The organism is Mycobacterium sp. E1747, assembly GCF_001667775.1.
In the GTDB taxonomy this organism is placed as follows: Bacteria; Actinomycetota; Actinomycetes; order Mycobacteriales; family Mycobacteriaceae; genus Mycobacterium.
The window spans coordinates 26,118-48,943 of the sequence record NZ_LZJI01000149.1; the positions used below are offsets into that span (position 1 = coordinate 26,118).

Below are 22,826 nucleotides of genomic sequence, written 5' to 3' on the forward strand. Positions count from 1 at the left end.
TTCGTGCGATCACCAAAGCGGCGCCGATGCCACGAGGGCGGGTGCTCAGCGAATCATGTTGACAGGGTGCGATCGCAACTTTCGCAGACATCGCTGGCGATGTGAGTGGTCAGCGGGCCAAGCGTCGACGTCACATGTGTCCGAACCGTCATCGAAACCCTGGGTGCCGCGGGCGATTTGGGTTTCGGGTAGCGACGCTGAAGTTCACCTAACGATCGGCGCGGACCTCCGACTCGCCGGGCGCCACGGTCGTCGGTGACTCACTTTCCTCGACGGCCGCCGACCAAACTTCATTCAGGCACGCTGACGATTTCGTGCATTCGATGGCCTGAATGACGAGGAGTTTACCGGTATTCACGAGATGTGTTCGCATGGCCAACTCGGCGCGGTCGGCGTCACGATCAATGATCGCTGAGAGGACGGGGTCATGCTCGGTTTCGATGTCGTGCAGTGTGCGCGTGTTATCGGCCGTCGAGGCACCCAACAACCGTGTCGTCTCGCGCAGGGATTTCACTATCGCGCGTGCGCGGTTATTGCCCGCCGCCTCCATGATCAGGTCGTGAAGCCGAAGGTCGTGCTGTGCGAAGGCGGTCTCGTCGGCCGCCGCTGCGGCGTCATGCATCAGCCCTCGCTGATGCGAAAGAGCCTGAGCCAGCTGCTGATCGCAAAACGCTGCCGCCCTGCGCGCAGCCAGCGTTTCTAGCGCCAATCGAACCGCGAAAATTTCGGCTATCTCACGCGGCTCTGGCACCCTAAGGGTGAATCCTTGACGAGCTTGGAAAGTGATGAGGCCCGCGTCCTCGAGGCGAAGCAATGCCTCTCTCGTAGGTGTCCGCGAAATTCCGAGCGACTTCGCCAGCTGGTACACCGAATATTTCATCCCCGGTTTCATCTCGCCCCTGTCGATGGCAGTGCGAACTGCGAGGAGAGCCTGATCGGTACGGCGGCCGCATGCCGCTGGAAGCAGGTCTAGGTCGGGCACCGCGTGCGTCATCACGCAACGTTAGCAACCGCCGGATTCCTAGCATGCTACACGGCGTAGCATGCTAGGAATGATTGCCGCGAACGCGATGGCTGCAGCATTACGCCGGTCGGGTGTCACCGACGTTATGAGCGACACGACAACGCGGGCCGCGTACTCCTCAGATGCATCTTTGTACCGAGTGCACCCACTGCTCGTCGTGCGTCCGCGCCACGTCGACGAGGTGGCGGCAGTGTTGGAAGTATGTCGACGAGAACAAGTCCCGTTAACCGCACGGGGAGGCGGTACATCGGTCGCGGGAAATGCTGTGGGTCCCGGTGTGGTAATGGATTTCAGCCGTCACCTCAACCGTGTTCTGGAAATCGATCCCGACGCGCGGACCGCGACCGTGGAGCCGGGCGTCATCCAAGAATCTCTTCAGCGGGCCGTCGCACCAGTGGGCCTGCGCTTTGGACCGGACCCGTCGACGTTCACCCGCTGCACGATTGGCGGCATGATCGGCAACAACGCCTGTGGATCACGCACGCTGGGCTACGGGCGTACTTCCGACAACGTGGCCAGTCTCGAAGTGGCGACTGCTAACGGTGAGATCCTCGACTTGACATCCGGGGACGGCACGTCGTCTTCTGCGATATTGAACGAGTTGCGCGAGATCGCGCAGGCCGGGATGGCGACGATTCGAACCGAATTCGGCAGGTTCGGCCGGCAAGCCTCGGGTTATGCGTTGGAAAATCTGCTGCCCGAGTGCGGATTTGACGTCACACGGATGCTGGTGGGAAGCGAAGGCACCCTCGCGGTGACCACGCGAGCCACTGTCCGGCTGGTGTCTGAGCCGGCTCACCGTCTCCTCGTCGTCCTCGGCTATCGCGACATGGTGGAGGCGGGATATGCGACGCCGGCCATCCTGCGCTTCAAGCCGGTGGCCTGCGAGGGCATCGACTCCCGGCTGGTCGATGTGGTCCGTGATCGGCACGGCCAAGCCGCAGTACCTCCACTTCCCGGGGGACGGGCGTGGTTGTTCGTCGAAATCGCGGGCAGTGATTGGGACGCTTTGACTTCGATAGCCCAGCAGATGGGCTCCAGCTGCGACGCGCAAAGTCACTTGGTGGTGTCGGAACCTGAAGATGCCGCTCGGCTATGGCGCATTCGTGCAGACGGTGCGGGTCTGGCCGGACGAAGTCCAGCTAACCTCCCCGCTCACGCCGGCTGGGAAGACGCCGCGGTCCCTCCCGAGAAGCTCGGCGATTATCTGCGGGAGTTCGATGCACTGATGAATGAATTCGCCGTCACCGGGCTGCCGTACGGGCACTTCGGAGACGGATGCATGCACATTCGCATCGATCTACCTCTTGACAAGCCGGGCGGCCGCAGACAGTTTCGCGAATTCGTACTCGCCGCCGCGCGGCTCGTCGCCAAGTATGGGGGATCTTTGTCCGGTGAGCACGGGGACGGGCGAGCACGTAGCGAGCTGCTTCCACTGATGTACTCCCCGCACGCTCTCCGACTCATGGCCGGCGTGAAGCACGTTTTCGATCCCGACAATGTGCTGAATCCGGGGGTACTGGTGGATCCCCGGCCCGTCGATGCGGACATCCGCATTTCAGCGGCGCCGCCCATCCGACGCGACCTGGCATTCGCCTACCGCCACGACGGAGGTGACTTCACCACTGCCGTGCACAGATGCACGGGCGTGGGAAAGTGCCGAGCCGACAACACGCAGGCCGGCGGGGTCATGTGTCCGTCATATTTGGCGACATCCGAGGAGAAGGACTCGACGCGGGGTAGAAGTCGCGTGCTGCAGGAAATGATCAATGGCACGGTCGTTGCAGGCGGGTGGCGATCGCCCGAGGTGCACGCCGCGCTCGATTTGTGCCTGTCGTGCAAGGGGTGTTCGTCGGACTGCCCCGCCGGCGTCGACATGGCCGCGTACAAGTCAGAGGTCCTGCACCAGACATACCGTCGCCGCATTCGCCCCGCATCGCACTACGTCTTGGGACGGCTACCTACATGGGCACGCATCGGCAGCCGGGCACCACGAGTCATCAACCGCCTCATGGGTATTCGCGGGCTGGCGAGTATCGCGTTGGCGGCTGCGGGCGTCGATCCCAGGCGCACGATCCCTCCGCTGGCCACCGAAACGTTCAGGTCATGGTTCGCCAGGACAGAATCCGATCGGTCCAAGACCGGGCGCCCGGTGGTGGTATTCGTCGATTCGTTCACCAACTTCTTCGCGCCAGAGCCGGGAAAGGCCGCAGTACGCGTGCTGGAGGCCGCCGGATTCAGGCCCCAATTGACCGACAAACAGGGGTGTTGCGGGTTGACGTGGATTTCCACCGGACAGTTGACCGCGGCGAAGAAGATGCTGGGGGGCACAGTTGAGGCGCTCGTGGATTATGTGGAAGCTGGCATCCCTATAGTCGGCCTGGAGCCCTCGTGCACGGGGGTATTGCGTTCGGACGCAATGGAATTGCTGGCGACCGAAGCCGCGACGTCGGTCGCCCGCTCTGTCCGCACGCTTGCCGAACTGCTCACCGAACACGGTTGGAAACCTCCGAGGCTGACCGCGGTCACCGCTGTGGCACAACCCCACTGCCACCATCATGCGGTGATGGGCTGGCAGCCGGACGCTGAACTGCTGCGTAGGGCGGGTGCCAGAGTCCAGCGACTAGGAAGCTGCTGTGGACTGGCGGGCAATTTCGGAGTGGAACGAGGACACTACGACGTATCGGTGGCGGTGGCCGAACAGCAGCTATTACCGGCGGTTCGAGCAGCAAATCCGGAAACGGTGGTATTGGCCGATGGATATTCTTGCCGAACGCAATTGACTGATCTGGCCGGCCGCCGAGGCATCCACCTCGCCGAACTCCTGGCCGCTGCCCTCGATGCCGAGTAGCCGACGGCCGCCGCCGGGGCTGCCGGTTAGGCGGACGCTATCGGGCGGTGCTCCAACCTCGTCATACGAAGTGCGAAGTCAGACCGGGCTGGCGCCGTAATATCCTCACGCGTCGCCAGCTGACCGACGCATTGCGTGCAGCGCAGCACCCAGTTGGGCGACATCCTCCGCGGTGCTGCCAGACATACCAAAATCGATGGCGGTCAGCGCGCGGGTGGCTTTGTCGACGGTGTCGCGGCCTAACGCTGTGATCGTTATGCACGTCGCCCGTCGATCGGTCGGGTGTGGGCTGCGTTCAAGCATGGCCCGCTCCTCCAGACGGTCCGTCGCCAATGTGGCCGTCGTAGCGTGCACGAGGAGATTGCGCGCGAGACTGGAAATCAATCGAGTGCCCGTCTCAGAGAGCTGCAGCGTCATAAGGAGGAGGTAGTCGGTGAGATTGAGACCGTGTTTCCTTAGCTCTGTGTCGACGGCATCAGTAACGATGCGCTGGTAGCGCAGAAGCGAGGTCAGAGCGAGGAAGCGCTGCTCGTCGCCATCCAGGCCCTGCTGCTCCCAGTAGTGCTTCGCCCAATCAACCGGATCGCTGATTCTGTCGGGTGTCGGAGGCCTTGGGGTCATTGTGTCTCCTCGGACTTTGTCGATAACTCGATTCTATATGTCACGGGTTTTCTATCTGGCCTTCACGCGCTCCGCCGACCCGGGCTGAAGGGCAGCCACGGGATCAACGGTCAAGATTGAGTCGTTGTGCCCGCAGCAACTTTTGCTGCGCTGGCAACGCCGACCCGGTCGAACTCCGCGAGGCCACCCGTCAGCACTTCCTGTTGGTCACGTCCGCGAACTACGAATTCGATGGCCGTGGCCTCGGTTGCCCACATGTCCACGCGAAGCGTGTCACCAGGGTAAACCGGCGACTTGAAGCGAGCCGAAATGGACCTCAACCTGGCGTCAGGCGCCGCGAGATTGAGCACGGCTCGACCTGCGTATCCAAACGTGCACAGTCCGTGCAGTATCGGCTGGTCGAACCCTGCTTGGGCGGCGAACGACGGATCGGAGTGGAGGGGGTTGTAATCCCCGGAGAGCCGATAAATCAGTGCTTGGTCCGGCCGGGTTCGATACTCGACGGTCTTAGCGACTGCGTGCGGTCGGCTCGTTACTGCTGCAGGAGTGGACGGACCGCGTTGGCCCCCCCACCCTCCGGCATGCTTGATGTACAGGCTCGCCGCGCTACGCCAAAGCACAGTTCCTACCGGGGACGTCCCCGTCGTCTCGGCGACGACGAGCGCAGCCTTGCCCTTGTCCCACATTTCGATGATTTCGGTGACCGCTTCTGCCTGGCCCTCGACGGGGATCGCAGCAAGTAGTTGGAGCCGCTGTTCGGCGTGCAATACATCGGCCCAGCTGAACCGACCAGCGTATCTAAGCACGCTGTAGTCGACTCCGAGCGTCACGGGCATCGTGGGGGCCATCCGCTGCGGCACGCCGTTGGTGTTGTTGGTCGTGAACGCAAGGTCCTGAGTGCCCGCACCGATCCCGAGCGCATACAACATGCAGTCGCGGGCAGACCAACGTACCTGCTTCGGATCGGATCGACGTCCGACCGCGGCGGGATCAAACGGTTCAGGCTGGGTCCCCACAAAGCCTCCTCAGGTAGTGGAAAGTATTCGTGGTATGGATACTCTAGTACTAAGCTAATGATCACTAAGCAGTTAGGTACAAAATGCGGAGGTTACGGTGACAAGCGTCATTCCGGCCGTTGACTATCTGAGGTTGGGCGATGAACCTCACTTGGTGGCGCATCGATGCGACCAGTGCGGGGCGCTCTACTTCGATCGCCGCAACGCGTGTGCGCGATGCTCAGCTACCACGTTCTCGGCTAGCCGGCTTAGCAACGAAGGTGTGATCCGTGCCTACACAGTGGTGCAACGGGGCGCCAAGTCGGGGCCTTTCACATCGGTGGTTGTCGATTTGGTCGGAGGAGGGGTCGTCAAGGCCAATCTCGTTGGCCCAACCGGCTCGGGTGATCTTCACCCCGGCACCAAAGTTCGACTGGTCACCTTCAAAGCCGGTGTAGACGACGACGGAACGGTTGCAATGGCGTTCGGTTACGAGCCGATGGGAGCGGCTGCACCGTGAGCGAAAGTGTCTGGATCATCGGAACGGCGATGACGAAGTTCGGGCGATTCCCGGATCTCGACCTGCTGGACCTGGCTTCTCGCGCGGCCCTCGATGCGCTGGTCGACTCTGGACAGTCGATGAGCGACGTCGGCTTACTCGCCTTGGGAAACGTCTATGAAGCGAACTCCCACAACGGGCAACGCCTCCAGAAACAAATCGGCCAGACGGGGATTCCCGTCTACAACGTGGTCAACGCGTGTGCGACAGGAGCGACCGCCGTCCGCGTGGCGATGCTCGGGATCAAGGCAGGCGAGTGCGACATTGCTCTGGCGGTCGGCGTCGAAAAGATGGGCAAGATGGGCATGCTCGGCGGTGCCGCGAAGCCGGGCGCTGACAAGCGCGTATTCACCCCGAAGGGCCGATACGGTGCGGTACTCAAGACCGAGGGACTGCTTGGAACCGGGCTGATGCCAGGCGTGTTCGCGCAGGCGGGCACCGAATATGCGCTGGCTCATGGCGTTACCGCCGAACAGTTCGCCAAGGTAGCGGTTAAAAACCACGCCCACTCGACGATCAACCCGCTGGCACAGTATCGAAAGGCGTTCACCCTAGAAGAAATCCTGAGCGCCGAAATGATCAGCTATCCCAACACATTGCCGATGTGTTGCCCAACAGGTGACGGCGCGGCTGCGGTGGTACTGGTTTCGGACGCCAAGCTGCAGACATTGGACCCCGATGTGCGCCGACGCGCAATCAAGGTTTCGGCGTCGGTCATGACCTCGGATCCGTGGAGTGAAAGCGGCCAGGTCCAGCCCGACGTCAACACTTTGACTCGAATGGCTGCTGACCAGGCTTACGAGCAGGCTGGTGTGGGACCGGAGGACCTCGACTTGGTGGAGTTGCACGATTGCTTCGCCACCGCTGAGTTGATCCACTATGACAATCTCGGCCTGTGCCAGGCGGGCGGTGCGGGCGACTTCATTGACTCTGGCGCCCCGTTGCGTGACGGCAAGATGCCGGTCAACGTTTCCGGTGGTTTGCTGTCCAAGGGCCATCCTATTGGTGCCACCGGAATCGCCAATTTGTACGAAGTGGCGACCCATCTGCGCGGAGAAGCGGGCGATCGCCAAATCGATGGAGCGAAGGTCGGCCTGACCCACGTGATTGGGCTGGCATCCGCGTGCGCCGTGCACATTCTGGAAAGCAATACCAAGACTGCTGCGAAGGTCAACTGATGTCAGGACCGCTCGCGGGTCTGCGCGTGCTGGAAATCGCCAGCGCAGCACCAGCTCCCTTTGCCTGCATGCTGTTGTCTGACCTCGGTGGTGACGTCGTAGTCGTGGATCGACCACCAAGAAAAGGCCGGGAGGCCAAGCGCACTCGTGACCCCCTGATGCGCGGTCGGCGCTCGGTAACCGCAGACCTGAAAACCGACGACGGGATCGCCGTGGTACGTCAACTCTCGTCTGCCGCAGATGTTCTCATCGAAGGCTTCAGGCCGGGAGTTATGGAGCGCCTCGGTTTGGGCCCCGATGAAATGCTGGCTGCCAACCCGCATCTCATCTACGGGCGTATGACGGGGTATGGCCAGACTGGACCGCTGTCGATGCGCGCTGGTCACGACATCAATTACATCGCGGTGGCGGGAGCACTGGAACCAATCGGGCGTCACGGTCAGCGACCGGTCCCACCGCTGAACCTGGTCGGAGATTTCGGCGGCGGCGGAATGCTGCTCGCGGTCGGCATCCTTGCGGCCCTGCATGAACGGCAGCGATCGGGTCTTGGGCAAGTGGTCGACGCCGCCATGGTCGATGGCGCAGCCCTGATGATGGCGTTTGTGCACGGTTTGCGTGCCGAAGGGCACTGGTCGGACCGGCGTGGGACGAACCTGGTCGACGGCGGCGCTCCGTTTTATGACACATATCAAACCGCTGATGGCGGCTACATGGCCGTGGGTGCTTTGGAATCGCGATTTTATGAGCAGTTACTGATCGGACTTGGCTTGCGCGACGATCCAGATCTGCCTGATCAGATGGATCGCGCCGGCTGGCCCCAGCTGCGAGCGCGATTCGCAGATATCTTCGCAAGGCGCAGCCGCGCCGAATGGGCCGAGGTGTTCGCCGAATTGGATGCATGCGTTTCGCCGGTGTTGGCCCCCGCAGAAGTGGCCGACTCAAGCCACGCCCGGGCCCGCAACGGTTTCATTGAGGTGGCGGGTGTTTGCCATCCGTCACCGGCTCCCCGGTTCAGCCGGACGCCGGCACCGGTTCCAAGCGCACCGAGAATACCGGGCGAGGACACGGCCGAGGTTCTCGCCGACTGGCTTTCGTGGGTACGGCCGGTCCCGGCGGCCGATGGCATGCTTGCCACCGACGTCGTTGTAACAGGTCTGGCGACCGAGCCGTCTTAGACAGCAGGATAGACCCGGCTCACTGGCCCAGCGATGCGACGACTCGTGAGGGCATCGCGTTCGGCAGCGATCGGATGGCATTGCTACGGCGGAGTTTTCGAAGACCACGTGAAAGTCGGTACATACGGAGGAGACACTTATCGTGGGAGTCACCCCTGACGACGGCAGCGCGCAGCACTGGGGGGAGACAGTCGTCGAAGGAGCGTACGCGGGTCGATCTGGCTTCGTTTACGAGCCATCGCCTAATTCGTTACACCAACTGCTTGGCATGCCCCGGGAGTGGGGAAGTCGCGACTATCTGGTGCAGGACGGCTTTCGGATCACTCATGAAGCATTCCGTTCCGCCGTTCCCGCCGCTGCTGATTTGTTCTCCCGGTGGGCCGTTGGCCCGGGTGAACGTGTTTTGTTGCATAGCTTCAACCGTCCGGAGTTCATCTTGGCGACGTGGGCTGCGTGGTGGCTTGGCGCGGTGCCGGTTTACGCGAACCGCTGGTGGAGCGACGCGGAATTGCAACACGCAGTAACGATTACCGCTCCGACGCTTTGCCTGTCAGACGCTCCGGATTTCGTTGACGCGCCCGTTCGGTCCGCAGCGATTTCTTCTCTGAGCCGGTGCTGGGGCAGCGCTGAATCACCCTGTGCCCCATCGACAACCGACATCGACGTCGATAAACCTGCGCTGATTCTGTTCACCTCAGGCAGCTCGGGTCCGCCGAAAGCGGTCGAGTTGTCGGCGCGCTCGGTGATAACCAATCAGCACAATCTGTTGTTGCGTTCACACCGACTGCCCCACAAGCTCGATCCGCAGCGTCCACAACCGGTCGCACTCGTGTGTACGCCCCTGTTCCACATCGGGGGAGTGTCGAACACGTTGACGAGCCTTATCACGGGCGGCAAGCTGGTCCTCACCGCGGGCCGATTCGATGCCGCGGAGATACTCCGCTTGATCCAAGACGAGCGCGTGCAAACGTGGGGTGGAGTACCGACCATGGCGCTGCGGATCCTTGAGCACCCCGACTTCGACGCTTATGACCTCGGCAGCCTCCGGTCGTTTCCGTTAGGGGGAGCCCCACTGCCTGCCGCGCTGCTGGAGCGCATGGCACGGAAGCTTCCCCAGCTCCGCCAGCGCGGACTTGCCAACACCTGGGGTATGACAGAAACCGGCGGGTTCATGACGTTGGCCGCCAACACCGACTTACGGGACCGGCCCGGCACGGTGGGTAGGCCGTATCCGGTGGTCGAGCTGCGAATCGAAGATCCCGACGAAAACGGCTGCGGTGAGATTCTGGCCCGCGCCCCCACCGTGATGCTTCGCTACGTCGGCATCGACGACGGCACAATCGATGCGGACGGATGGTTGCACACCGGCGATCTGGGACATCTCGACGATGAGGGCTACTTGTACCTGGACGGGCGAAGCAAGGACATCGTCATCCGCGGCGGCGAGAACATTGCCTGCGCACATGTCGAAAGGCGTTTGATGAGTCACCCTTCGGTGATCGAGGCCGCGGTGTTCGGGGTGCCTCACGACGATCTCGGCGAAGAGCTTGCCGCACGAGTTACCCACCGGCGGGGACAACCCGTCAGTGAAAGACAACTCTCACGCTATTGTGCTGAATCGCTAGCCTATTTCGAGATTCCCACTAGGTGGCAGATCGGCGAGACCCCCATGCCTACTCTGGTCGGGGAGAAGCTGGACAAAAAGGCGGTGAGGGCGGCGTACCTCCAGCAGCATTCGGACGCGAAGCCCTGCGAGGTCCCGTGGGCTGCTGGCCGTCAGCCCGAACTGCTACCCAAGAAGCGCTAATTCGTCGGCCACTTCGGCCAACAAAGTGAGCGTGTTCATTCGCTCGGCGTCGATGCCGATTACCATTGCCGCTAGATCTGTCACGCCGGCCTCCGCTAGCTGCCACAGCCCGGCAATGACCTGTTGCCTAGTGCCGACCAAAGCGATATCGGCGACGTGCGAGACACCTTGAGCCTCAAGAGAATTGCAGTAGGCGGGCAGTTGCTCGATCGGTTCAAAGATCTCCGCGATGAGGGTACGAGCCGCCTGCTCATCTGCGGTGACGACCACGGGCAATAACGAGACCACACGCGGTGCCTCACGGTTGGCCCGCCTCGCGGCGGCACTCAAGCGCGGAACAACAGCCGTCGCAATGTGTTTCGATCCGACGCACGACAAGATGGCTCCGTCGGCATGGGCTCCTGCCATATCGGTCATCACAGGTCCGAGCGCTGCAATCATGACCGGCAGATGCGCGACGCCAGGCACATACGGCTTGATACCAGCCGACGCGGACTCCTCAGTGTTGCATGGCAGATAGCGTTTAAGATCGCCCAGATAGCGGCGCATTGCTGTTGCTGGCCGGTCGTACAACAGCCCCCATCCCTGCTCGACGATCCTTCGGTGAGATAACCCGAGTCCGAGCGTAAATCGGCCGTGCGCGGCCGCCTGAACCGTTAGGGCTTGCTGAGCCATGGCGAACGGGTGACGGGTGTAGATCGGCACGATCGATGTACCGAACTCGACCCGCTCGTATTCTCGGGCCAGCACCGCCACGCACGTTAGAGCGTCCATGCCGAAGAAGTTGGGCACCCACACGGAGTGCAGTCCGAGAATCTCGACTTGTCCGACTTCGGACATGACTGCGTCAAAGGCGCCGCAGGCGAGTCCGGGGTTCAGCGACTCTCCTTGGGCGACACTCAGTAGTTGTAAACCAAGCTGCATGTCAGAACATGTGCCGCGGACGGCGACTGATGCGGGTGGCCGCCCGGTCGCAGGGGCGGCGTGTGCGGTGGTTCGTCATCAAACCTCATCGATCTCGGTCGGGTTGGGGTGTCGGTCAGGCGCGAATTGACGCTGCCTTTCGAATAGTCTAATACTAATATGTAGTTAACTGGACTATTTGGAGATCAGGTGAGTGCCTCGGTTCCGCCGCCGCTTGAGGAATTCGTCACGTCCGCACGATCGTTCTTACAGACCGTGGGCGTACAGCGAGCGCGTACGCCGCAAGCCAGCGCCAAGTCGCGGTACGCGTTGTTTGCCGGCTCTACCGACGAGGAGATCTCCGCGGCAATTGAGTACCAACGCGCGGCCTTTGACGCCGGATTCGGGTGGATCACCGGCCCCGCCGAGTACGGCGGCGCAGAACTGCCGCCCAACTACGAACGGGCCTTCGCCGCCGTCGAACGCGAATACACGATTCCTTCGAAGGGGCCACTGTCGGTGAGCCTTGGAATGGTGGCCCCGACGCTCGCTCGATTCGGATCAGAGAGTGCACGAAAACGTTATCTGCGGGGCCTTCGCCGCGCAGACATCGTCGGCTGCCAACTGTTCAGCGAGCCAAGCGCGGGTTCTGATCTGGCCGCCGTCCGTACGCGCGCAGAGTCGAGCGTGGACGGCGGTCAGTGGACGATCAACGGCCAGAAGGTTTGGACCTCAGGTGCCCACTACTCGGATATCGGCATTGCACTGACTCGCACCGCTGACGGTCCGCGGCATCGTAATCTCACCGCGTTCGTCATCGATATGCATGCGCCAGGAGTTGACGTGCGACCGTTACGTCAGATCACCGGCGCCGCCGATTTCAACGAAGTGTTCCTCGTAGATGTCGGTGTGGGCGATTCGTGCCGACTGGGAAACGTGGGCGAGGGCTGGTCGGTGGCGATCGCAATGCTCATGTTCGAGCGAAGCGCGATCGGCGGCAGTTCCAGCGGCGGCAGCGGTCTGTTCCGGATGCATGATCTTGCTGCCTGGATCACTGCCCTAGGCCGGCAGAACGACCCCTCGGTCATCGACGCATTTGCGCGCCTGTATTCGGGGGTAGTCGGTGCCAAAGCTATGCGAGTCCGTGCCGAAGCGAACCTGAGGGAAAACGGAGCTCCGGGGCCGGAGATGTCACTGGGCAAGCTCGCACTCACAGCCAACTTGCAATTGTTGAGCGACCTGGTCAGCGCCGTGCTGGGTCCCAAACTTGTTGCCGATACCGGAGACCCGCAGTCGTTTGCGTGGTCTGAATTGGTCCTCAGCGTGCCGGGGATGCGGATCGGCGGCGGCACCGATGAGATCCACCGGAACACGGTGGCCGAGCGGGCCCTTGGACTGCCCAAAGACAGGCCCTAAGGCAAGACGTTGCACCCGGGACCACCCCCTCCAACGACCGACCAGATAGGACTGAAAGCAGGGATGAACAATGGGATATCTTGACGGCAAAGCCGTGATCATCACGGGTGCAGCGCGCGGTATCGGCCGCGAACACGCACTGCTTTTCGCGCGCGAGGGCGCGCGCGTTCTGGTCAACGATCTCGGGGGAGCGCACGACGGCAGCGGCGCCTCCGCGGGGCCAGCCCAAGAGGTTGTAGATGAAATCAAGGCCGCCGGCGGCGAAGCCGTGGCCAACGGCGACGACGTCGCTGACGCGGCCGGTGCAAAGCGGATTGTCGACGCCGCGCTCGAGGCCTTCGGCCGCCTCGACGGACTGGTCAACAACGCCGGCATTCTGCGCGACCGCGTGCTGGTCAATCTTAGTGACGACGACTGGGACCTCGTGCTTCGAGTGAACCTCCGAGGAGCCTTCCTCATGACGCGCGAAGCGGCTGGTTATTGGCGGGAGCAAAGCAAGGCCGGCGAGCCCGTGTCCGCGTCCGTGGTGAACACCAGTAGTGAGTCGGGTGTCTTCGGCAATCCGGGGCAGGCAAATTATGCAGCTGCGAAATCGGCAGTCGCGACGTTGAGCCAGGTAGCAAGTAAGGAACTCCGTCGCTACGGCGTCCGGGTGAACGCAATCCTGCCGCAGGCGCGAACACGGCTCACTGAGAACGCATTCGGCGATTCACTCGCAGCCAAGAACGGGGAGTTCGATCGCTTCGATCCGGCAAACGTAGCGCCATTCGTGGGATATCTTCTCTCATCGGTTTGCGACTTAACCGGTGAGGTGTTCCTGGTCGGCGGTTCGCGGGTGCAGCGCATTCAGCCCTGGGCCAAGGACGCGAACTGGAAGTTGATGACCGACAGACGGTGGACACTCGAAGCGCTTGAGAAGGCCGTGGCCAACGCCGGTACACCCGGCAGCGCCAACACCTGGTCGGCCAACCCGGACAAGGGCGCTCAGTGACGACGACCGATACGGCGGGTCAACCAACCGGGGATAAGTCTGAGCATGCGCGGATGCCCGAGGCCGTAATCGACGAGCAGATGCTGGAGTCGATGAAGGCGCGGATCGGAGTGGAACTTCGCATCGATCACTCAGTGAACAACGAGGAAGCGACCCGCATCGCGGTAGCGAAATTCGCCGGCGGGATCGGCGACATCAACACGCTCTGGGTTGACGCCGAACAAGCCACCGCCTCGGACTACAAAGCACCGGTTGCGCCACCGTCGTTCGTCATCGGATGCTTCTCGGGAATCCAGTTCGGTTGGCCTGGGCTGGGTGCGTTTCATAACGCAACTCAGGCGCACTTCTATAAGCCTGTCTACTGGGGAGACAAGGTCACCGCCAGGTGCCGCTACGACGGTTTCAGCGGTCCCCGGCCCAGTAAATTCGCCGGCCGCATGGTGACCGATCACTTCGTCAACAGCTATCGAAATCAGCGTGACGAACTTGTGGCCGAGATTGACTGGCAGGTCGTCAATTTCGAGCGCGCGTCGGCGAGATCACGCTCGAAGGACGCCGTAGTCACTTCCGACAAGTCCGCCTTGGTCCTGCCCCACCCGTGGACTGAAAGTGAAATCCTGGCGGTCGAAGAGCAGGCTCTGGGCGAGTTGCCCCGCGGTACGCGATCCCGATTCTGGGAGGACGTCGAGGTGGGCGAGTCACTGCAGACGCTGACGAAAGGCCCGATAGGCCTGACCGATGAGGTGGCCTTCATTGCCGGCGGTGGCACCCCGATACCGCGGTTGAAGGCTCATGCAGCGGCGCTCGTAGATTACCGAGCGCACCCGGCATGGTCGTTCCGCGACCCGGTCATGGGCTCGAGTGAGCCGATCTACGCCGTCCACTACAACAAGGCAGCCGCCAACGCGATGGGCGTAGCGTTCCAATATGACGTTGGATTTCAGCGCCAATGCTGGCACATCCAGCTACTGACTCACTGGTGTGGTGACAGCGGTTGGATATGCGACTCCAACGCCGAATATCGAGGCTTCGTTTACCTTTCCGATGTGGTCGTTCTTGGCGGCAAGGTGACCGGTAAGTCAATCGGCGACGACGGCGAGCACCTCGTGGAGCTCACTACCTTCGCTCGCAACCAGCGGGGCGTCGACGTGATGCCCGGAACCGCGACGATCGCGTTGCCTACACGTAGCGGCCCCTCTCCGGTGGCCCGGCGCGCGCGGTCAGCGTGAGGACGTGCCCCGATGAGTATTAACGCTCAAGAACGCTCTGCGCTGGCCACAGCTGTGCATGCCGCCGCCAAATCGGGCCCGCGGCCATTCATCGACGACGCAGGTCAGCCCGTCCGCGACGCGCGGCTCTGGACACTTCTGACCGAACAGATGGGGCTAGCGGCATTGCTGATTCCCGAGCCCGATGGCGGAGCGGGGGCGGGTGTCGCGGAAGTGGCGGTCGTTCTTGAGCAACTGGCGCAGACGTTGGCGGTGGTGCCGGCGCTCTCGTCGCTAGGCGTGGCGACGGGTCTGCTTCGTGTCCTACGCACTCCGGCGGCGACGGAGTTGATGAAACGATTGGCAACCGGTGAGCTCACCGCAACCGTGGCTTGGCCCCAGCCGGAATCATTCGACCTCAAGCCAACTCTCGTCGGATCTGGTCCAGCACAAGTTGGTGAGCACGTGACGGTCAGCGGTCAGTGCAATTTCGTACTGGACGGGTCCGAGGCAAACCTTATCTTCGCACCAGTGCGGTGTGGAGAATCCAACATCGCCGTTTGCATTGAGGCCGAGCAACCCAACGTCGCGTGCGCGAGGATGAGAGGAATTGATCTCACCCGCGGCTTCGCATCCATCACAATGACCGACGCAACCGCAACGGTGATGGGCGCTGATGTGGATCTGCAACCCGCCCTGGACATTTCACTCGTTCTCATCGCCGCGGAGCAAGTCGGTATCGCCCAGCAGCGACACGATTGTGCTACCGCCTGGGCAAAGGAACGCATTCAGTTCGGCCGCCCGATTGGGCAATTTCAAGCTATCAAGCATCAACTCGTCGACTTGCTAATGGCGCTCGAACTAGCGCGTTCCAGCCTGGATCTAGCCACCGCGGCCGCTGACTGTTACCTCGGCGACCCCGGGCACCGTAACGCGGTGGCCCTCAGCATTGCCGCCAGTGACGCGAAAGCGCGCTGCGGCGAGGCGGCGATGCTCGTCGCCCGAGAATCCCTGCACATCTTCGGCGGAATTGGGTTCACCTGGGAGCATGACGCACACCTTTACTTCCGGCGCGCGAAGGTCCTCGAAGTACTGCTGGGAACTCCAGCGGCACACCGCTACCGTTACGCGGGCCTCCTTCTCGACGGGGCCACCAACGCCTGATCCGCTCGCCGCGGCTGATTTTGGCTCCTGACGTTACGGCGCCGCGGGGACCCAATTTGGGACAACCACGTCGCCCACTGCTTCGAAGACGGCGCGCATCGGCGTGCCCGGCGGCAGGTGGTGTCTGCCGTCCAAACGTCCAATCAGTCGCACCGTCGGAGCGTCGTCGAGCTCTACTAGCACCACGGTGTACGGCACCGCAAAAGCCGGGTGGATTTGCATCTCCACGACTGTCTGGCAGATCAGTCGCGCATGCGGTGTCACATCCCGCCACGTGGTCGCTGCATAGCAAACATCGCATAGAGCACGCGGCAAATGAACGGTGTGGCCGCATTGTGTGCACTCACATACAGCGATCGCGCTGCGCGCCGCGGCGGAGAAAAAGCCGCCGCTGTCGGGGTCGTCCGTGACGGGGAGGGGCCGGTTCATGTCAACGGTCCTTTGTCAGGATGAGAGCGCTCGACGCCACCGGCAGGCCAGACGTGACAAGGCATGTCTCGGCCGACGCAACCGGATTCGTCGAGTTCCCGCGAAGCTGACGAACGCCCTCAACTAGATGATTCATGCCGTGGATATATCCTTCTGAGAGATGACCGCCGGCGGTATTGATCGGTAACACTCCATCGCGCCCGATCCCGCCGTTGGCAATGAACGAGGCTGCCTCACCACGCTTGCAGAAGCCGTACTGCTCCAGCTGCACGAGGACCGTGATGGTGAAACAGTCATAAAACTGCGCGACGTCGATCTCGTGAGGGCCGAGTCCCGCTCGCGCATATAAGGTTCGACTCAAGCTGACCGAGGGTTGATCGTCGAGGTCGGCGCGCAAGATCGATGGGTAGAAAAGACCCCCTTGTACGTTCGCGCCAGCTCCCTGCGCCACAGCACGGATCAGCACGGGATGGCCGGGAAGGTCTCGCGCTCTCTCGGTCGATGTGATGATCAAGGCGCAGGCGCCATCAGTTTCTAGGCAATAATCAAGGAGTCTCAGCGGGCTTGACAACACCCACGACTCTTGGTGCATCGCAAGCGTGAGTTCGCGTCCATGCATCTGCGCCGCAGGATTCGACATGGCGTTTTCACGGCACACCACGGCGATGCGGCCAAGATCGGCCGATGTCGTGCCGTACTTGTCAAAGTGATACTGAGCCTGAAGTGCCCACAGTTGACCCGGTGCAGTCAAGCCGTAGGGAATGAAGAACTCGTCTTGGGAACCGTTGCCCCCAACAAACGCACGTGAAGCCCGCCCTCGACCCCACCGGCGGCCAGAGCGGCCGTTGAGTGCTCGGAAAACGAGCACTGTGCTCGCCAATCCCGACACTACAGCGGCGACAGCCTGGCCGACCATTCCTGACGGGGCAGCGCCGCCGGCACCAGCTTGTCCCCAATATGTCAGTTGGTGGACGCCAAGAGCGGTTGCCAGGTCATTATGTCGGACAAGGTCTGCGTCGCTGCTAATGATGCCGTCGACGTCTTTCGGATCGATGCCCGCATCCTCGGCGGCGGCCAGAGCTGCCTGCACCGCGAGGGTCAGCGTGCTTCGCCCTGACTCCCGGGAAAAGTCGGTCGAGCCGATACCGACGACAGCACACTGGTCCCTAGGAAAATCTCTGGTCATGACTAACTCCATGTCTACGCGACGCGCCGGTAGTTGACGATGGCGGTGCGATTCTGGCGAACCCTATAAATCGTCGTGGCTGGGCAGTGATCTGCGAATCATCGACATGACCCGAGTGCAGCGCCGTGCGGAACCGGGGTGCGGGCCGTAGCGACGATGACTCCGAGATAATGCTGGCACAATCTAATGTTTAGCACTAGAGTATCTCGGTGTCACACCACTACGCAGCATGAACCAGCATTTTGCTGTAGCGACCGAAGGAGCCCGAGTAGTGAGCAGCGGAGGCACTGTCCTCGATTACGAAGTTGTGATCATCGGCGCAGGAGTGGCAGGGATCTACCAGATCTACAAGCTCACCCAGCAGGGGATCAATGCGACCGTTCTGGAGGCGGCCGATGATCTAGGCGGAACTTGGTACCACAACCGTTATCCGGGCTGTCGGTTTGATTCGGAGAGTTACACCTACGGTTACTCCTTTTCCCGCGAGCTTCTGAACGAGTGGCACTGGAAGGAACGCTATTCGCCGCAGCCGGAGAACCTTCGCTACCTGAACTTCGTGGCCGACAAGTTCGACCTCCGTCGCCACATGCAGTTCAACTGCAGGGTGGAGCGGATGTCCTTCCACGAAGCGGGAGATTTCTGGACGCTCGAAACCTCTGACAATCGCACGATCAGCGCCAGATTTGTGATCACTGGCATCGGACTACTGTCGGTGCCGACCGCTCCTCGTTACGCGGGCATCGACACGTTCAAAGGGCAGTCCTTCCACACCTATGACTGGCCGAAGGAACCGGTGGCGCTTGAGGGGAAGCGGGTGGCGGTCATCGGCACGGGTGCGACCGGTATTCAGGTCATCGCCGATATCGCAGACAAGGTCGGACAGCTGACCGTCTTTCAGCGCCGCCCGAACTGGGCGGCTCCCCTGCACAACGGACCCATTTCAGAAGAAGAGATGGCCCATATCCGCGCCAGATACGACGAAATCTTTGCGATCTGTTCGGGAACCCCGGGCGGATTCGAGCACGAACCCGACCGGCGCGGCTTCTACAACTTCTCCCACGAGGAACGAGTCGAGTTCTGGGACAAGTTATACGAGATGTCAGGCTTCTCGATTTGGCTGCGCAACTTCCGAGAAATCTTCACCGACGAGAAGGCCAATGCCGAGTTTTCGGAATACATCGCCAACCGCATTCGCGCGCGCGTCAAGGACCCGTCGGTTGCCGAGAAACTCATACCGCGCGACCACGGCTTTGGCGTTCAACGATTGCCGATGGAGACCAATTACTATGAGGTCTACAACCGCGACAACGTGCGTTTGGTAGACATCAGCGAGGACCCCATCGTTCGTGTGACGGAGAGTGGCATTCGCACCGAAAACGAAGAGCACCTATTCGACATCATCGTGTATGCCACAGGATTCGATGCGATGACGGGCGCCTTCGACAAGATCGACATCCGTGGTGTCGGGGGACAGACCCTTCGCGACAAGTGGGCCGTTGATGTCAGCACCTTCATGGGCATGCTGGTCCACGGCTTCCCGAATCTGGTCATGCTTGCCGGCCCGCAGAGCGTGTCGGTATCTGCCAACTTCCCGCGCGGGATTGAGACCTGTGTCAACTGGGTGAGCGGTCTGCTGGAGTACGTGTGGGCCAAAGGGATACGGCGATTCGAGGCCACCCAGGAAGCCGAAGATGCTTGGTCGCAGCATGTGGCTGAGATGTTTCAGAAAGTACTGATGCGGAACGCGACGCGCAGCTGGTTCACGGGCTATAACTCGAACATCGAGGGGCGGGGGCCAGGCACGACTCGATACCTCGTTTACAACGGCGGCGGACCAAAGTACATGAAGCGGCTCCAGGAAATCGCTGAGCACGAGTATGAAGGCTTGGAATTCGGCTGAAACCAGCTCAAGGTCCGATATCAAGAGTTGCGACGCTCGAACTGCAGAACGTCGCGCGAGTGGAAAGGAAGTCGTTTGCGCAACGCGCCGGAAGAAGAGGAAATGCTGAAGTGGTTCGACACGCTGTCGAACTGGGGTCGGTGGGGCGAGGACGACCGGCTGGGCACCCTCAATCACATTACCGCCGAGAAGCGTGTCGCAGCAGCACAACTCGTGCAGGACGGTGAGTCGGTGTCCTGCAGTTGGGATATCCGAACCGGACGCCAACCGGGCGCAATCGTCGAGTCGCAGCGTTACATGATCGCGACCGGCCTCGGACTGGAAGACGAAGGCCGGCGCGGACTATTGGGGCCTGGCCGAGCTGGTGGCGCGCAGGAATACATCGGCATGGTCTTCCACGGGCTCGATATCACGCACCTTGACTCCCTCGCCCACGTGTTCTGGAACGGCCAGATGTACAACGGCGTGCCGGCGTCGTTGGTGTCGGACAGGCACGGGGCGTTGAAGCACGACGTTCTGGCCGTGGCCAACGGTGTGACGAGCCGCGGGGTTCTGCTTGACATCGCGAAGTTGCGCGGCACCGACGTCCTCGATGCCGACGACCACATCTATCCGGAGGATCTGGAAGCCGCCGAAGAAGCGGCCGGTGTACGCCTGGAGCCTGGGGATGTGTTGCTGGTGCGGACCGGTGAGGGTGCGGCGCGTATCGCCGAGAAGAAGGAATACAACGCGAACAAGCCCCGCTCCGGCTTCCAGGCTGCCTGTCTGCCATGGATGCACGAGCGAGGTCTTGCGATCGTGGGCTCGGACGTCACAAATGATGCGTCGCCAACCGGTTATCGCGAACTCCATATGCCGATTCATATGATCGGCCTCGTCGCGATGGGTCTTTGGTTGTTGGATAACTGCCAGCTCGAAGATCTCGCGGCAGCCTGCGAGCAGCGCCAGAGATGGGAGTTTCAGTTCATGCTGGCGCCAATCCGCTTCCAAGGAGTTACCGGCAGCCCGGTCAATCCGCTCGCGGTGTTCTAACAGATGCGTAGCTACGTTTCGCTTTTGGTTACCGGCGGGGGCCCAGGTGCCGTCGCGGTCGCCGAGATTGCCAGTGGGTTCGGGGTGGACAGTTTGGTGATCGGGCACAAGTCCGGTCAGGGGCCCGACCCAGACTTGCCGGCAGCGCTCGATGGGGCAGCGATTCGGACGCTCAAACATCACGGGGTGTTAGATGTCTTGCGGCCCTTTCTGGTTCGGCACGAGCCACCGACCCTGTCGCCGCGGACCTTCGAAGATGCGCTCCGACCACACTGTGCTGCCGATCTCAACGTCACAATGTACGACGACGTTGAGTTGACTGAATTGCGCCGCGCAGAGGGCGCCGAGGGTCCGTGGCAGGCGACGATCTCCCACGGGAAAGCACGATTCGCCGTGTCTGCGCAAGCGCTCATCGATACGAGCGACTTTCCGGCGGACCTGTCCGCACTTATCAACGCCGCCGCCGCGCGTCTTGATGCGCTGTTAACCGCATATAGCTGACTATCGGCCGTAATCAATTTAGAGGGGTGTCGCATGCATTTGGCGTCATTGGTGGACATGATCGAGTCTGCCTTCGCCGATCGAGTGCTACTTGGCGGTGAGCGACGACTCACCGGTGCAGATATCGGACAGCTCGCCCGGGCCGGTTCGGCCTCTCTCGGCGGCCGAACGGCAGTGGTATATGCCGGAGAAAACCACCCCTTCTTGCCTGTCCCACTGTTGTCGGCCGCATGCGCGGGTGTCCCTTACATCCCACTGAACTACCGGTTGACCGATGAGCAACTGAACGCGTTGGTGTCCCGGCAAAGCGGCGCACTGGTGCTCGCGGACAAGTCCACGGCATCGCGCATCACCAGTGTGGGCGCGACAAATGTCGACGATTGGCTAGCCGGGTTGACCGGCGCGCGGGCCGAGATGTCGCTGGCTGACGACTTCGACGACGGTGACGTAGCGGTTGTTCTCTATACCAGCGGCACCACCTCGGAGCCCAAGGCGGCGCTGCTCAGGCACCGCCATTTGATGGCGTACCTAATCGGCGCGGTGGAATTCGCCGGCGCAGATCCGGCGGAGGCCGTTCTGGTGTCGGTTCCGCCTTACCACATTGCCGGGGTGGCGAATACCCTCTCCAACCTTTACGCAGGAAGGAGATTGATTTACCTCAACACGTTTTCGGCGGCGACCTGGCTGGATACCGTGCGCCGGGAGGCGGCGACCAACGCCATGGTGGTCCCCACAATGCTCACCCGAATCGTCGAAGAGTTGGCGGGAAGTATGGCCGATGTTCCGACGCTTCGCTCGCTGTCCTATGGCGGCGCGCGGTTATCGGAGCGGGTGTTGCGAGACGCCATCAAGGCTTTCCCGAACACTGGGTTTGTCAACGCCTACGGATTGACGGAAACGGCTTCGACGATCGCGGTCCTGGGACCAGAGGATCATCTAGCAGCCTTGGAGTCTGATGACCAGGCGGTGCAACGAAGATTGCAGTCCGCAGGCAAGGTGCTGCCGACCATTGACGTCGAGATTCGCGACGAGGACGGGACTGTCTTACCCGAGGAGGCGGTCGGGATGATCTACCTGCGCGGTCCGCAGATCGCAGGTGAATATGCCGGTGCGGCAACATTACTCGATACGGGGGGCTGGTTTTGCACCAGAGATCGGGGCTGGATGGACGCCGACGGTTATCTCTACATCGAAGGACGCGCCGACGACACAATCATCCGGGGTGGGGAAAACATTGCCCCCGCGGAGATAGAAGAAGTGTTATTAGCTCATCCACACGTGCAGGCGGCGTGCGCCGTCGGATTGCCAGATGACGAGTGGGGCAATCGAATTGCCGTGGCAGTCGTAGCCCGTGAAGGTTCGGCTGTCGCTGAAAGCGAGCTCCAGGAGTGGGTTCGCGCTCGGCTGCGCGGATCTAAGACGCCCGATCACGTGGCGTTCTGCGAAGAGTTGCCCTACACCGAAACGGGCAAGATGCTGCGTCGAGTCGTCCTCGCCGATTTCCTCGACGGCCGTCTGTCCGCGCGGGCCATGGACTCAAGTAACAACTAGCGTTAGGAACATTGACATGCCGTTGAACCTCCGGCCAGGAACAAGAATCTTCAGTGGTGTGTGTGACACCGAACTGATTGTCGTCAAAGCTCCGAAGACCGAGGTGAATTTGACCGTCGGCGGAGCCCCCGCGCTCAGCGAGAAATCCGATTCAAGGGCTCCCGGCGGTGTGCAGGACGGGCATGGCGGCGGGGCAGTGATGGGCAGACGCTATGGCGATGCTGCAGGAGAGCTGGAGTTGTTGTGCACTAAAGCAGGTGAAGGCGTGCCCGGCGTCGACGGCGTCGTGCTGGGCTTGCGCGAGCACAAGGTGCTCCCGTCCAGTGACTAACTCC

The 22,826-nt window shown here is 61.8% G+C and carries 20 protein-coding genes; 14 read left to right on the forward strand and 6 right to left on the reverse strand.

What is annotated here, in order from left to right; all coding sequences use genetic code 11:
* Positions 1-208: 208 nt before the first annotated feature.
* Entirely contained in the window at positions 209-994 is a 786-nt protein-coding gene (locus A5695_RS14530) for a GntR family transcriptional regulator (protein WP_068082985.1), read from the reverse strand.
* 49 nt (positions 995-1,043) lie between these two features.
* Between A5695_RS14530 and A5695_RS14535 the strand changes: the two genes are divergently transcribed.
* Positions 1,044-3,875, forward strand: a complete 2,832-nt coding sequence (locus A5695_RS14535) for an FAD-binding and (Fe-S)-binding domain-containing protein (RefSeq protein ID WP_068082987.1) — start codon at positions 1,044-1,046, stop codon at positions 3,873-3,875.
* A gap of 105 nt (positions 3,876-3,980) precedes the next feature.
* Here the strand turns inward: A5695_RS14535 and A5695_RS14540 are convergent, their stop codons facing one another.
* Positions 3,981-4,496, reverse strand: a complete 516-nt coding sequence (locus A5695_RS14540; RefSeq protein ID WP_068082990.1) for a MarR family winged helix-turn-helix transcriptional regulator — start codon at positions 4,494-4,496, stop codon at positions 3,981-3,983.
* 110 nt (positions 4,497-4,606) lie between these two features.
* Positions 4,607-5,512 (reverse strand): MaoC/PaaZ C-terminal domain-containing protein, encoded by a 906-nt coding sequence (locus A5695_RS14545; RefSeq protein WP_231974834.1) that lies wholly within the window; start codon positions 5,510-5,512, stop codon positions 4,607-4,609.
* 97 nt (positions 5,513-5,609) lie between these two features.
* On the opposite strand from A5695_RS14545, the gene A5695_RS30040 reads away from it, so the two are divergent.
* From A5695_RS30040 to A5695_RS27640, 4 genes are all read left to right on the forward strand, one after another.
* Positions 5,610-6,011, forward strand: a complete 402-nt coding sequence (locus A5695_RS30040; protein WP_068082994.1) for a Zn-ribbon domain-containing OB-fold protein — start codon at positions 5,610-5,612, stop codon at positions 6,009-6,011.
* Positions 6,008-7,228 carry a thiolase family protein gene (locus A5695_RS14555; RefSeq protein ID WP_068082997.1) on the forward strand — a complete coding sequence of 407 codons (1,221 nt, stop codon included), beginning with the start codon at positions 6,008-6,010 and terminating at the stop codon, positions 7,226-7,228. The genes A5695_RS30040 and A5695_RS14555 overlap by 4 nt, the downstream gene beginning before the upstream one ends.
* Positions 7,228-8,403 (forward strand): CaiB/BaiF CoA-transferase family protein, encoded by a 1,176-nt coding sequence (locus tag A5695_RS14560; protein ID WP_068083000.1) that lies wholly within the window; start codon positions 7,228-7,230, stop codon positions 8,401-8,403. Before A5695_RS14555 ends, A5695_RS14560 begins: the two co-directional genes overlap by 1 nt.
* A gap of 268 nt (positions 8,404-8,671) precedes the next feature.
* Positions 8,672-10,210, forward strand: coding sequence for a class I adenylate-forming enzyme family protein (locus A5695_RS27640; protein ID WP_082946089.1), 1,539 nt, complete (start codon positions 8,672-8,674; stop codon positions 10,208-10,210).
* Here the strand turns inward: A5695_RS27640 and A5695_RS14570 are convergent.
* The gene (locus tag A5695_RS14570; RefSeq protein ID WP_068083006.1) at positions 10,193-11,134 is read right to left on the reverse strand and encodes a TIGR03564 family F420-dependent LLM class oxidoreductase; all 942 of its coding nucleotides are present in this window, start codon (positions 11,132-11,134) and stop codon (positions 10,193-10,195) included. The two genes, A5695_RS27640 and A5695_RS14570, sit on opposite strands and share 18 nt — an antisense overlap.
* Before the next feature lie 189 nt (positions 11,135-11,323).
* Between A5695_RS14570 and A5695_RS14575 the strand changes: the two genes are divergently transcribed.
* The 4 genes from A5695_RS14575 to A5695_RS14590 all read left to right on the forward strand — a co-directional run bounded on the left by A5695_RS14575 (position 11,324) and on the right by A5695_RS14590 (position 15,892).
* Entirely contained in the window at positions 11,324-12,529 is a 1,206-nt protein-coding gene (locus A5695_RS14575; protein ID WP_068083008.1) for an acyl-CoA dehydrogenase family protein, read from the forward strand.
* Positions 12,530-12,599: 70 nt separating this feature from the next.
* Positions 12,600-13,520: an SDR family oxidoreductase gene (locus A5695_RS14580; protein ID WP_068083011.1), complete on the forward strand. Its 921-nt coding sequence runs from the start codon at positions 12,600-12,602 to the stop codon at positions 13,518-13,520.
* A 92-nt stretch (positions 13,521-13,612) separates the two neighbouring features.
* A complete protein-coding gene (locus tag A5695_RS14585) occupies positions 13,613-14,749 on the forward strand; it encodes a MaoC family dehydratase N-terminal domain-containing protein (RefSeq protein WP_231974835.1) in 1,137 nt (378 codons plus the stop codon).
* A 12-nt stretch (positions 14,750-14,761) separates the two neighbouring features.
* A complete protein-coding gene (locus tag A5695_RS14590; protein WP_082946090.1) occupies positions 14,762-15,892 on the forward strand; it encodes an acyl-CoA dehydrogenase family protein in 1,131 nt (376 codons plus the stop codon).
* 33 nt (positions 15,893-15,925) lie between these two features.
* Here A5695_RS14590 and A5695_RS30295 read toward each other — a convergent pair whose 3' ends face one another.
* On the reverse strand, positions 15,926-16,321 hold the full coding sequence (locus A5695_RS30295; RefSeq protein WP_068083020.1) for a Zn-ribbon domain-containing OB-fold protein: 396 nt from the start codon (positions 16,319-16,321) through the stop codon (positions 15,926-15,928).
* Position 16,322: 1 nt separating this feature from the next.
* A complete protein-coding gene (locus tag A5695_RS14600) occupies positions 16,323-17,507 on the reverse strand; it encodes a lipid-transfer protein (protein WP_068083117.1) in 1,185 nt (394 codons plus the stop codon).
* 271 nt (positions 17,508-17,778) lie between these two features.
* Between A5695_RS14600 and A5695_RS14605 the strand changes: the two genes are divergently transcribed.
* The 5 genes from A5695_RS14605 to A5695_RS29090 all read left to right on the forward strand — a co-directional run bounded on the left by A5695_RS14605 (position 17,779) and on the right by A5695_RS29090 (position 22,822).
* Positions 17,779-19,407: an NAD(P)/FAD-dependent oxidoreductase gene (locus A5695_RS14605; protein ID WP_197515495.1), complete on the forward strand. Its 1,629-nt coding sequence runs from the start codon at positions 17,779-17,781 to the stop codon at positions 19,405-19,407.
* A 75-nt stretch (positions 19,408-19,482) separates the two neighbouring features.
* Positions 19,483-20,439 carry a cyclase family protein gene (locus A5695_RS14610; protein ID WP_156749649.1) on the forward strand — a complete coding sequence of 319 codons (957 nt, stop codon included), beginning with the start codon at positions 19,483-19,485 and terminating at the stop codon, positions 20,437-20,439.
* Positions 20,440-20,442: 3 nt separating this feature from the next.
* Positions 20,443-20,940, forward strand: a complete 498-nt coding sequence (locus A5695_RS14615) for a hypothetical protein (protein ID WP_068083028.1) — start codon at positions 20,443-20,445, stop codon at positions 20,938-20,940.
* Between the two features lie 33 nt (positions 20,941-20,973).
* The gene (locus A5695_RS14620; protein ID WP_068083030.1) at positions 20,974-22,491 is read left to right on the forward strand and encodes a class I adenylate-forming enzyme family protein; all 1,518 of its coding nucleotides are present in this window, start codon (positions 20,974-20,976) and stop codon (positions 22,489-22,491) included.
* A gap of 16 nt (positions 22,492-22,507) precedes the next feature.
* Positions 22,508-22,822 (forward strand): hypothetical protein, encoded by a 315-nt coding sequence (locus A5695_RS29090; protein WP_197515496.1) that lies wholly within the window; start codon positions 22,508-22,510, stop codon positions 22,820-22,822.
* Positions 22,823-22,826: the final 4 nt, after the last annotated feature.

Excerpts from the sequence above, each read along its gene's own strand:
- A5695_RS14560 (WP_068083000.1), top strand. The coding sequence starts at position 7,228 with ATGTCAGGACCGCTCGCGGGTCTGCGCGTGCTGGAAATCGCCAGCGCA.
- A5695_RS14570 (WP_068083006.1), bottom strand. The coding sequence starts at position 11,134 with ATGCAGCTTGGTTTACAACTACTGAGTGTCGCCCAAGGAGAGTCGCTG.
- A5695_RS30295 (WP_068083020.1), bottom strand. The coding sequence starts at position 16,321 with ATGAACCGGCCCCTCCCCGTCACGGACGACCCCGACAGCGGCGGCTTT.
- A5695_RS29090 (WP_197515496.1), top strand. The coding sequence starts at position 22,508 with ATGCCGTTGAACCTCCGGCCAGGAACAAGAATCTTCAGTGGTGTGTGT.
- A5695_RS14540 (WP_068082990.1), bottom strand. The coding sequence starts at position 4,496 with ATGACCCCAAGGCCTCCGACACCCGACAGAATCAGCGATCCGGTTGAT.
- A5695_RS14535 (WP_068082987.1), top strand. The coding sequence starts at position 1,044 with ATGCTAGGAATGATTGCCGCGAACGCGATGGCTGCAGCATTACGCCGG.
- A5695_RS14530 (WP_068082985.1), bottom strand. The coding sequence starts at position 994 with ATGACGCACGCGGTGCCCGACCTAGACCTGCTTCCAGCGGCATGCGGC.
- A5695_RS14600 (WP_068083117.1), bottom strand. The coding sequence starts at position 17,507 with ATGACCAGAGATTTTCCTAGGGACCAGTGTGCTGTCGTCGGTATCGGC.
- A5695_RS14585 (WP_231974835.1), top strand. The coding sequence starts at position 13,613 with ATGAAGGCGCGGATCGGAGTGGAACTTCGCATCGATCACTCAGTGAAC.
- A5695_RS14580 (WP_068083011.1), top strand. The coding sequence starts at position 12,600 with ATGGGATATCTTGACGGCAAAGCCGTGATCATCACGGGTGCAGCGCGC.
- A5695_RS14590 (WP_082946090.1), top strand. The coding sequence starts at position 14,762 with ATGAGTATTAACGCTCAAGAACGCTCTGCGCTGGCCACAGCTGTGCAT.
- A5695_RS14615 (WP_068083028.1), top strand. The coding sequence starts at position 20,443 with ATGCGTAGCTACGTTTCGCTTTTGGTTACCGGCGGGGGCCCAGGTGCC.
- A5695_RS27640 (WP_082946089.1), top strand. The coding sequence starts at position 8,672 with ATGCCCCGGGAGTGGGGAAGTCGCGACTATCTGGTGCAGGACGGCTTT.
- A5695_RS14620 (WP_068083030.1), top strand. The coding sequence starts at position 20,974 with ATGCATTTGGCGTCATTGGTGGACATGATCGAGTCTGCCTTCGCCGAT.